The following is an 11,120-nucleotide window of genomic DNA, read 5'->3' on the forward strand; positions in this document are numbered from 1 at the left end:
GGTAAATTCTACTTTTCCTTCTTTGTCTGATTTTACAGTTTTTATAGCTTCACTTACACCTTCTTTATAAAGCTTAAACTCTGCTCCCTCAAGGACCTTACCATCTTCTTTGTCCACTTTTATAAAGCTTACTTTTCCAAGTGGTGCTGGTTCCGGTATCACTGGTGTTTTTTTATTTTCAAATTTACCTTTTACAAGTCCTTCTAGATTTACAGTTTCACCTTTTTTATTTATTTCAAAGGTTACTTTTGTTTTGCTAACTTCGTAACCATTCGGTGCTACCTTTTCTTCTATTGAATATTTTCCTTCTTCTAAATCGGCAAATTCTACTTTCCCGTCTTTGTCTGATTTTATAGTTTTTATAGCTTCACTTACACCTTCTTTATAAAGCTTAAATTCTGCTCCCTCAAGGACCTTACCATCTTCTTTGTCCACTTTTATAAAGCTTACTTTTCCAATCGGTGTCGGTTCTGGTACTATTGGTGTCTTTTTATTTTCAAAGTTAGCTCCAACTATTTTTAGATGTTCATCACTTACACTACCGTCTTTATTTACTTCAAAGTATCTCTTTTCTGAACTTAATTCATATCCTGTTGGTGCTTCAACCTCTTCAATCATATACTTTCCAAATGGTATATTTTCTACTGTAACATCTCCATTTAGACTACTTTGAAGAATCTTGAACTCATTATATTTACCTTCTTCCTCTTTACTTAGTCTAAACTTCGCTATACCAATTCCAACTCCATCTTCATTTACCTTTCTAAATGATATTGGAGAATTTAATAATTTCAATTCATTTTTAACTGTTAATTCTGTCGCATTATCAAAGAATATACTACCGTCTTTTCCTACAGTTAATTTAAATTCTTTTTTGCTTAATTCATATCCTTCAGGAGCTCTTGTTTCTTTTATTATATAATCTCCCGGTAATACTCCTTCAAAATTAACATTACCATTTGCATCTGATATACTTTTTTGAATTAATTCCTTATCCTTATAAAGTCCAAACTCTGCACCCTTTAAGTTTTTATCTTTATCGTCTACCTTTTTAAAACTAACTCTATAAACTAAGTCTCTATTTTTTGCTAAAAATCTACTTTCCCTTTTAGTTAATCCTACAACATCTACAGTTTCACCTTTTGCATTTATTGTGAATGTGATATTTTTCATTTTTTCATAACCTACAGGAACTTTTGTTTCTTCTATTGTATAATTCCCTGGCTTTAATTTTTCAAATTTTAATAAAACTCCACTAGCTTTTTTAACTTCATTAGTTCCATTTTTTCTTAGAGTAAACTCTGCTCCATCTAATTCATGCCCATTTAAATCTACTTTTGTAAATTCTATTGAACCATAGATAGCTTTGTTATAAATATCCACTCCATGTGTTGTTGTAACTTTTCCATTTTCATCAACAGTTACTTTAATCACTTCATTACTTAATTCATATCCTTCTGGTGCCTTTACTTCTTTGATTTCATATTCTCCTGGTGCTAATCCATCAAATATTACTGTTCCATCACTACCAGTTGTATATGATTTTATTGGAGTGCTTTCACCAGCTTTATATAATTCAAATATAGCACCACTTAAAACATTTTTATTTTCTTCATCTTTTTTAGTGAATTTAACAGAGTTTTTTACATTTTTAAAGTCTGCAGTTATTTTATCTAATTCCTCTTTATCAACTGTTCCATCAGCTTTTACTATAAATATTCTTTCTGCTTCATTTAACTCATATCCAATTGGCGCTCTTGTTTCTTTTATTTTATAAACACCTGGTAATAAATCTTTTATTTCTATTACTCCATTTTTATCTGATGTAAGTTTATCTATTACAACTTTTCCATCTTTATCTGTTACCTTAAATTCTGCTGTAGTTAATATATTGTTATTTTCATCTACCTTTTTAAACTTAATACTATTTTTTAATCGTACTAATTTATTTTCAAGTTCATTTTTTGATAGATTTGATGTTACATTTCCATTATCATCTACCACAACTTCTATTTCAAAGCTTGAAATTACATATCCATCAACAGTTTCTATTTCTTTTATTTTATGAGTTCCTACAGGAAGTATTTTTCCTGTGCTTACAACTCCTGATTTATCAGAAATTAGTTCTATCTTTTCACCAGTTTCTAGAGTAAGGCTAAATTTTATTCCTTCTAATGGTTTTGGGGATTCTCCACTCACTTCACCGACTTTAGTAAAACTATATTCTCTTAAAATCTTTTCATTTTTGATTGAAAAATTAGGAAAATCATTAATCGGTTGTTCTTTTCCCTCTTCTCCATATTTTATATCTACAATCTCACCTTCTGTAGATGGACTTATTGGTTTACTTACTGTAAATACTAAAACATTTTTATTTAACTCATATCCCTTTGGAGCTTCTATCTCTTTTATTTTATGTGTTCCAAGTGGCATTTTGTTAAATTTAACTTCTCCTATTTCTGAACTTACAGAGATTTGATTTGGTGTACTCGTATTATTTCCTTGATAGAATACTCCAAACTTTGCACCACTCAATACTTTATTATCTGAATCTACCTTTTTAAATTTTATATTTCCATTTGAAAAAGGCTTTTTATAATTAACTACTTTATTTTCATTATCTTCTACTATTGCTCCAGATATTATTTTAACCTTTCCATCATCTAAAACTTCTACGATTATCTTAGCTTTAATATCTTCATATTCATTTGGTACAGATAATTCTTTTATTACATGAATTCCTTTTGGCATATCTGTAAATCCAAAGCTTCCATCAGCTCCTGAAATTACTTTTACATCTGGAATCTCTGTATTATTTCCACTATAGAATATTCCAAATTCCGCTCCTTGAAGTCCTACATTAAGAGCATTATCTCCAACCTTTTTAAAGGATATACTTCCTTTAATCTCTTTCTTTTTATTATAGAAAGTACCATTCTTTAAACCGCTCTCAATCTTTACATTACCATTTTTATCAACAGAAAAAATAATATCATTTGGTGTATCATAAATATCTGGAACCTCTAATTCTCTAATTAAATGTGTTCCTTCTGGAATATCCTTAAAGCTTACATTTCCATTAGAATCTGATGTAACTATTATAGGTGTATTTCCCACATCTTTATTTAGATACAATCCAAATTTCATATTTTCTAGTGGAGCATCTGTTCCTTCTAATAATTTCTTAAACTCTAAATTTCCAAGCAACTTCTCATTTACTACTTCAGTTTTATTTCCTTCAATTGTAACTTCACCCTTATGATTTACTGTTACAAATATTTTTTCTGTAGATAACTTATATCCTTCTGGTGCTTTTGTTTCTAATATAATATATTCACCTTGTGATAATCCTTTAAAGCTCACTACTCCATCTTTACCTGTGGTAACCTTTTTTATTTCTTTTCCTTTATCACCTGATGGCAATTTTTCATATAAGGTAAACTCTGCACCTTCTAAATTTACATTGTTAGCATCTACTTTAGTTAATTTTACTTCATTAAGGATATTCTTAATATTCCCTAAATCTAAAACTTCAGTTTGTCCAACCTTTATGGTAAATTCATGCTTCTTATTTGATACTGTATATCCAGGCTTACCTTCTATTTCTTGAAAATAATAATTTCCTGGATCTAAATCATCAACCATCACTTTACCAGTGTTATCTGTTACACATTCCTTAATTTTTGTTCCATCTTCTTTATATAATCCAAATCTTACTCCCTCTAAAGGTTTGTTCTCTTCACCTACTTTTGTAAATTGAACCTTTCCCTTTAATGTCACTAATACTTTGTCCCATATAAAGTGAAAATTATGAAGCTCAAATCCATTAAGTTGAAGTATATCATTTGCAATTACTTGTCCATTTATACTTCCACCTTTTCCTTTTATATTAGCTTTAGGTGCTATAACACTTCCAACTACACCACAACCTGCAATATAGACATTTTCTGCATTTGGTAGTACCCATACAATCTTAGGTGCTAGCTTCTTAACTAAATCTCCATTTGGCGTTGCTCCACTAATCTCTATAATTTTATTATCAATTAACCATCCTGACGAATTGAATTTTACTGTCTTTGCGTCTGAATACATAACGATTAATTCTGCATCATTAACTTCTGTTGGTAAATATATATCTTTAAATAAGATATCACTACCATTAAGCCCTTCAGATATTAAGACTTTTTCATTTAATTTGCTTTTCTTTATGCTCCAATTTCGCCCATTCGCTCCTTGATCTATAACATTATTGCTATTTACATCCTTTATGGTTAAATCAAATATTTTATTTTCATCCTTTTGTTGAATATTGATTTTCTCTGCTTTATCTAATGATTCTCCAATAGCCATTAATTTATTAGTTTCCATTAAAAACTCATTAAACTTGGCATTTATTTTTTCACTTTCTACACTTTTTGTTTGAACTGTTTCTCCTGCACCCACATCTTCTAACTGTAGATTCTTAAGTAATTCAGCACTTGTAGCACCTTTTTTATGAACAATATAGTTAGAATATGGCTTTATTTTTTCACTACCATTTGGAATATATTCTCCCCCTAATAGCAGTAATGGATTTCCTGTATCAGGATCATATTCACCAACAACAGGTCCTCCTGGATGCTCCGCAAAACCTAATTGCATATGCTTATTTGTGATAATATCTCCCTTTATTGCTGCTGCACCTTCAGTTTCAGCACCCTTGGTACAATGTTCATCATGTGTATGACTTTTATCAAAATTTCCTAATGTACATTCATTATAATCTTTTAACCCATTTTTCTGATTTCCAAAAAATATTCCATTATAATGCTGTATTGTTCCTAAATTAACCTCTTCTTTTTGTTTTGCACTTACTAAAACAGTAGGCAATATATCTACTATCATTAAAATTAGAATAAAAATAGCAAGACACTTTTTGTTTTTTTGTTTAAATATACCCTTCATTTTTTCCCCCATATATTTTAATAGCCTCCCCAAGCCATTATTTAATTTTCGGTAATATTTAACATTTCTTAATATATATCTTTTAGTTTTTTTAAAAATAACTAATCAAATTTCACTTAAAAATAAAAGCGCTACATAAAATTATATTTTATGTAGCGCTCTCTATATTTATCTTATATTCTATTGTAAGAATAATTTCATATCATCTTCAACAGTTCCCATTCCTGCTATTCCAAAGTTTTCAACTAAAACTTTAGCCACATTTGGTGAAAGGAATGCTGGAAGTGTTGGTCCTAAATGAATGTTTTTAACTCCTAAGTGTAATAATGATAATAATACTATTACAGCTTTTTGCTCATACCATGCTATGTTATATGATATTGGTAATTCATTAACATCATCTAATCCAAATACTTCTTGTAATTTTAATGCTATTACAACTAATGAATAAGAGTCATTACATTGTCCTGCATCTAATACTCTTGGAATTCCACCGATATCTCCAAGATTTAATTTGTTATATTTATATTTAGCACATCCAGCTGTTAATATAACAGTATCTTGTGGTAACTTTTCTGCAAATTCTTTATAGTAATCTCTTGATTTAGCTCTTCCGTCACATCCAGCCATTACAAAGAATCTTTTTATTGCTCCAGTTTTAACTGCATCTACAACTTTATCAGCTAATGCTAAAACTTGATTATGCGCAAATCCACCAACAATTTCCCCTTTTTCTATTTCAGTTGGAGCTTCACATTTTTTAGCTAACTCAATAATTTCTGAGAAATCTTTAGTTCCATCTTCTTTAACTTCAATATGAGTACATCCTTCATATCCAACTGCTCCAGTAGTAAAGATTCTATCTCTATAAGCATCTTTTACAGGTGTAATACAGTTTGTAGTCATTAAGATTGGTCCATTAAATGTAGTAAACTCTTTATCTTGTAACCACCAAGCATTTCCATAGTTACCTGCAAAGTTTTCATACTTTTTAAATGCTGGGTAATATTGTCCTGCAAGCATTTCACCATGAGTATAAACATCTACTCCAGTTCCCTTAGTTTGCTCAAGTAACATTTCTAAATCTCTTAAATCATGTCCTGAAATTAAGATTCCTGGATTTTTTCTAACTCCAATATCAACTGTAGTTATTTCAGGATGTCCATAACTTTCAGTATTAGCTTTATCTAAAAGTGCCATTCCATCAACACCAAACTTACCAGCTTCTAAAGCTAATGCTGTTAATTCATCTCCACTTAATCTATCATCTAAAGTTTTAACTAAAGCTTCTGCCATAAAAGCATGTATATTATCATCATCAAAGCCTAAGTTCATAGCATGCTTCATATATGCTGACATACCTTTTAATCCATAAACTACAAGCTCTCTTAAGCTTCTTATATCTTCATTTTCAGTTGATAAAACTCCAACCTCTGCTGCTTTATTTAAGAAATCTTCTGAAGTTTCTCCAATCCAAGTTGCACAACCTTTTAAATCTTCTCCAACTGGATTTCCACCATTTGCACTAACTTCTTCTTTTAATTCTTCTCTTAAAGATAAAGTTTCTTTAACTCTAGCTTCAATAGCTTTAAAATCAAAGTTTGCATTAGTTATTGTTATAAATAAATTTTCAGTTATGTACTTATCCACTATTTTACTAGTTACACCGACTTTTCTTCCTTCAACTGCTACAGTAGCTAGTCCTTTAGTTACAAATACTAATAAATCTTGTATTTTAGCAACATCCTCAGTTTTTCCACAAACTCCTCTTACAGTACACCCTTTGCACCCTGCTGTTTCTTGACATTGAAAACAAAACATACTCATTTCAAATTCCTCCATTTATATAAAACTCTTCGTTTTTTCTTTAACTTATGTACTCAGTATACCCTCTATTCAACAAACACTCTGTAACATATGGTACAATTAATATTAATATCAAAAAATCTCTAACATTACTTAAAATATTAGAGATTCTTAAAACTATAAATTTATAATCATTTTGTTGCATTCTTTACAATAAGCAGTCTCTACAGCGGGCCTTCCTAAAAATCCACCACCACTTCCAACTTTAATTGAATCTGATGCAAATATTCCTAACACCTTTTTCACTTAATTTTACAATTATTAAATTTAAAATTTTCACTATTTTATGTTCAATAAAAAATAATATTTACACCGCTTAAATTATAGTATAGTAACTTATAAGGAGATGATTATTTTGAAAATTACAGATAATATTTACATGCTAAATATTAAAGCTACTCTAGGTGATAGGACTATGTTACTTCACCCTGTTGTAGTAAAATCAGAAAAAGCAAATATTTTAATTGATACAGGATTTCCAAATCAACTTTCTATATTTGAGGATGCTTTAAAAGAAATAGATCTAACTATAGATGATTTAGATATTATTCTTTTAACACATCACGATATAGACCATGTTGGCAATGCAAAGGCTATAATCTCTAAATCTAAAAATAAAGATTTAAAAATCTTAGCAAGTAAAGAAGAAGTTCCTTTTATAGATGGTACTAAAACGCCTCATAAACTTGCAAAGCTTGAAGCTAATTTAGAACATTTAGACCAGTCTATGATGGAAAGATATCATATGTTTAAAAAAGGATTTGCTCACACTAAAGTAAATATAGACTCTATCCTTACTGATAAAGAAATTCTTCCTTATATAGATGGGATAGAGGTTGTAGAAACTCCTGGTCACACTATAGGTCATACATGTTTTTACTTTAAAGAAAGCAAACTTTTAATCGCTGGTGATTTATTCTTTATAGAAGATAGTAATTTAGCACTTGGTAGTGAAACTATGAATTTTGATAATAATCTTATTAAAGCTTCATTAGAAAAATTAACTACATACGATATTGAAATGATAGTTTGTTATCATGGTGGTTTATATACTCATGATGTAAATGAATCAATTCTTAAACTTTTTAAAAGCAAATAATTACTTCTGTAGATTAATACCTTGTTTAATCTACTTTTATAGTAAAATAGACTTAGTAAAAATCACTTTTACTAAGTCTATTTTTTAAGCATATTTACTATTTTAAAACCATTATCACTCATTTAATAATGCTTATTTTCCTGCGTACATATCCTTTTCTACCCCTATGAATACTCTTGCAATTTCTTCATAAGCTTTTCCCCAAGCTTCAATAACTTCATCAGTAGCTCCATCACCTAAAACAGTTTTTATAGCTCTTAATAAACATTCTCCAACGATTGGGTAATGCTCTGCTTTAACCTTTGCATCTACGTGAACATGTCCAATTTTTTCAACAGCTGGTGCTAAAACTGATAAATCATCAATATTTTGTGCAGCTGCTAAAACTGTCATAGCTAAAGCCTTTGGTTGTGCTCCTGATTTTTGTTTTCCCATATCGAACATCTCTTTAACTTGTGGGTATCTTTGGAACATATCATTATAAAACTCAGTTGTAATGGCAACTCCATGCTCCTTTAAAACTGGTACTGTACTTTTTACTATTTCTCTTGTCTTTTGATCTAACATAATAACATCTCCTAATTTATCTATATAATATTTATTTTCTTTTAGTATTTATTTTCTATATTCAATATACTATACAATTTTTAAATGTGCAAGTTAAATGCACTTTAAAATTTTTCCATACTTTTTTAACAAATTTCATTTATAATAGATATATATATTACTTACACTAGTAACAATAAACAATAAACCTTATAATTAAATAAAAATATATATAAAGGAGATAGTTGCTCTTAAGCTTATAGGCAACTAAAAATATATCATGCAATTATCAAAATTTAGTGATTATTCATTTAGAGCTTTAATGTATTTAGCCATAAACAAAGATAAACTTTGCAATATTGAAGAAATGGCTAAAAACTTAGATATATCAGAACATCATTTAAAGAAAATAATAAACAAACTTGCCAAGACAGATTTTATAACTTCTATAAAAGGACGTAATGGAGGAATAAAATTAGGTTTGCCACCAGAAAAAATCAATTTAGGTGATGTAATAGAAATTACAGAAGACAACACAAATATAGTAGAATGTTTTAAAAATCCAGATTCCTGCCCATATTTCTGTAATAACTGTAAATTAAAATCTATCGTCAATACAGCTAAAATCAATTTCTTTAATGAGTTTAAAAAATACACTTTAGCTGACGCACTATAGAATACAATGTTACTTAATCTACCTACACTCTCCCTTTTCTATTCATATGTTTGTTCAATTCTATTTAAATGTAAAAAAGCTAACTTACGATAAGTTAGCTTTTTGCATTTCTAATTTATTTTTCTATTAATATAGTTTTTATATTCTCCATATCCCCTTCAGTTAATAAGTCAAATCTATATTTTTGTTTTACTTCTGGATACTTATCCTTATCAACTTGGCTTAAAAACATTTCTTTAGGTCTTACAAATAATCTAAAATCCCCATAAAGTGCCTTATATAAAACCATTTCTGATTGTGTTTCACTATGCAACACTAAATCAACTACTAAATATAATTTCCCTTTAAAATGCTTTACTACTTTTCCTTTAAGGTCTTCAAAATTTCTTTCCATTCTTATTCTCCATTTCTTTATCTATTTGTTTATTCTATAATATAATAATTTATCTTATCTATCAAATATTACTGATTTAGTAAAAGCAAAAAATTCTCTTAAATACATGTTAGGTATTAAATACCACTCAGTACTACTTGTATATAAATTAATATTAGAATAATCCTTTCTTTTAGCTAACATATTACTTCTCATAGCATGAAAATCTGTTGTTATAATTGTAGTATTAAAATTCGCTCTAACATCCTCATTTAATTCCTTTTCTATTACTTCTTTAGAATACTCTAAATTTTCAGATGTACTTGTAGACTTATCTTCCTTAATTATTCTATCAGGATTAACTCCATTTTGAACTAAATATGTTTTCATGGCTTCAGCCTCAGTAATATCTTCCCCTGGACCTTGCCCTCCACTAACTACAATTTTCCCCTCATATCCTGTATTATTAAGATATTCTATTGTAGCATCTAACCTATGTTTTAAAGTTAGGCTTGGAACAGTACCTTTTAATCCTGCTCCAAGTACTATAACTAAATCAGCCTTCTCCAAGCTTTTCTTAGGATAAATTAATATAGCACCTTCTACTAAAATAAATATTGCCACACCAATACACATTACTACTTTTATCATTTTAAAATATCTTTTTACAAGTGGAATATTCAAAATATAATTATATTTAAAACATACCAATAATGAAATTACCCCAATAATTAAAAAGACCTCACTAAAATAAATTCGTCCACCAAGTCCATTAGCCAATAAAAAATACCCTGTAGCTAATCCCCCTAAAGCTCCCCATACATATCTCATAATTTTCTCCCCTTTTTTCTCTCTATCTAACCTTTAAATTTATGTACCTTAGCACCTCTTGAAATAAATTTTTCTTCATTCAAAAGCTATTATACCTAATTTTAACATTTTAAATATAGCTTTGCTATTAAATCTTTATTTAGAACTAGTTTATTAAAATTTAATTACCAAAAAAATTTTATTTCTCACACAATATTTAGATTTTAATAATATATCTAATATAAAAGAGCTTTCAGAGGTTTATTATGATTTTTATTAAATATGATAATATCACTAATGAAGAAACTATTGATGTTAGAAGTAAATCTGAATTCAATCAAATGCATCTTTTTAAATACAACCTTCCAATAATAAATGAAATACAACATAAAAAGATAAAATGTTTTTATCCTTGTGCACTTTTTATTATAATAAATTCCTTACTAAAAAATAAATCCTACTTCAGGGAGCAGCTTTTAAAAATTTCAAATAATAAACAAAAGCCAATTATAATTGCTTGCTCACGTGGAAGACTTCGCAGTCCAATTGTATTTTTATATGCAAAAATTCTTCGTATACCTAATTGCAAAATTCTTTTAGGTGGACTAAAACCAATTTATAAGAGAGAACAAAAAAAGCTAGTAGTTTAACTACTAGCTTTTTCTTCGTTTTCACTTGGCAACTTCCTACTCTCCCACACAGTCTCCCGTGCAGTACCATCGGCGTTATAGAGCTTAACTTTCCTGTTCGGAATGGGAAGGAGTGTACCCTCTATGCCATCATCACCAAATATTCAGATTGTTCTC

At 28.9% G+C, this 11,120-nt stretch carries 9 protein-coding genes and 1 rRNA gene; 3 read left to right on the forward strand and 7 right to left on the reverse strand.

Annotation, left to right across the window (positions count from 1 at the left end; all coding sequences use genetic code 11):
* The 3 genes from ACRC28_RS07695 to ACRC28_RS07705 form a co-directional block, all read right to left on the reverse strand.
* A partial coding sequence (locus ACRC28_RS07695; protein WP_438542871.1) for a SpaA isopeptide-forming pilin-related protein occupies window positions 1–4,944 on the reverse strand: 4,944 nt, incomplete at its 3' end.
* A gap of 180 nt (window positions 4,945–5,124) precedes the next feature.
* Window positions 5,125–6,771: a hydroxylamine reductase gene (hcp, locus tag ACRC28_RS07700; protein ID WP_438542872.1), complete on the reverse strand. Its 1,647-nt coding sequence runs from the start codon at window positions 6,769–6,771 to the stop codon at window positions 5,125–5,127.
* A 156-nt stretch (window positions 6,772–6,927) separates the two neighbouring features.
* Window positions 6,928–7,056, reverse strand: a complete 129-nt coding sequence (locus ACRC28_RS07705; RefSeq protein WP_438542873.1) for a hypothetical protein — start codon at window positions 7,054–7,056, stop codon at window positions 6,928–6,930.
* Between the two features lie 109 nt (window positions 7,057–7,165).
* Between ACRC28_RS07705 and ACRC28_RS07710 the strand changes: the two genes are divergently transcribed.
* Entirely contained in the window at window positions 7,166–7,909 is a 744-nt protein-coding gene (locus ACRC28_RS07710; RefSeq protein WP_438542874.1) for an MBL fold metallo-hydrolase, read from the forward strand.
* A 132-nt stretch (window positions 7,910–8,041) separates the two neighbouring features.
* On the opposite strand, the gene ACRC28_RS07715 is transcribed toward ACRC28_RS07710, so the two are convergent.
* A complete protein-coding gene (locus ACRC28_RS07715) occupies window positions 8,042–8,476 on the reverse strand; it encodes a globin domain-containing protein (RefSeq protein ID WP_438542875.1) in 435 nt (144 codons plus the stop codon).
* 259 nt (window positions 8,477–8,735) lie between these two features.
* Here ACRC28_RS07715 and ACRC28_RS07720 point away from each other — a divergent pair, with 259 nt between their 5' ends.
* On the forward strand, window positions 8,736–9,131 hold the full coding sequence (locus ACRC28_RS07720) for an RrF2 family transcriptional regulator (RefSeq protein WP_438542876.1): 396 nt from the start codon (window positions 8,736–8,738) through the stop codon (window positions 9,129–9,131).
* A 115-nt stretch (window positions 9,132–9,246) separates the two neighbouring features.
* Here ACRC28_RS07720 and ACRC28_RS07725 read toward each other — a convergent pair whose 3' ends face one another.
* Window positions 9,247–9,525, reverse strand: coding sequence for a DUF1653 domain-containing protein (locus tag ACRC28_RS07725; protein ID WP_438542877.1), 279 nt, complete (start codon window positions 9,523–9,525; stop codon window positions 9,247–9,249).
* A 54-nt stretch (window positions 9,526–9,579) separates the two neighbouring features.
* Window positions 9,580–10,335, reverse strand: coding sequence for a YdcF family protein (locus tag ACRC28_RS07730; RefSeq protein WP_438542878.1), 756 nt, complete (start codon window positions 10,333–10,335; stop codon window positions 9,580–9,582).
* A 245-nt stretch (window positions 10,336–10,580) separates the two neighbouring features.
* On the opposite strand from ACRC28_RS07730, the gene ACRC28_RS07735 reads away from it, so the two are divergent.
* Complete coding sequence (locus ACRC28_RS07735; protein WP_438542879.1) at window positions 10,581–10,964, forward strand: hypothetical protein; 384 nt, start codon at window positions 10,581–10,583, stop codon at window positions 10,962–10,964.
* A gap of 23 nt (window positions 10,965–10,987) precedes the next feature.
* Here the strand turns inward: ACRC28_RS07735 and rrf are convergent.
* Window positions 10,988–11,104 (reverse strand): 5S ribosomal RNA (gene rrf / locus ACRC28_RS07740).
* Window positions 11,105–11,120 lie beyond the last annotated feature (16 nt).

The sequence above is a fragment of the Clostridium sp. genome (genome assembly GCF_051650885.1).
GTDB lineage: Bacteria > Bacillota > Clostridia > Clostridiales > Clostridiaceae > Clostridium.

Excerpts from the sequence above, each read along its gene's own strand:
- hcp (WP_438542872.1), bottom strand. The coding sequence starts at position 6,771 with ATGAGTATGTTTTGTTTTCAATGTCAAGAAACAGCAGGGTGCAAAGGG.
- ACRC28_RS07715 (WP_438542875.1), bottom strand. The coding sequence starts at position 8,476 with ATGTTAGATCAAAAGACAAGAGAAATAGTAAAAAGTACAGTACCAGTT.
- ACRC28_RS07720 (WP_438542876.1), top strand. The coding sequence starts at position 8,736 with ATGCAATTATCAAAATTTAGTGATTATTCATTTAGAGCTTTAATGTAT.
- ACRC28_RS07725 (WP_438542877.1), bottom strand. The coding sequence starts at position 9,525 with ATGGAAAGAAATTTTGAAGACCTTAAAGGAAAAGTAGTAAAGCATTTT.
- ACRC28_RS07730 (WP_438542878.1), bottom strand. The coding sequence starts at position 10,335 with ATGAGATATGTATGGGGAGCTTTAGGGGGATTAGCTACAGGGTATTTT.
- ACRC28_RS07735 (WP_438542879.1), top strand. The coding sequence starts at position 10,581 with ATGATTTTTATTAAATATGATAATATCACTAATGAAGAAACTATTGAT.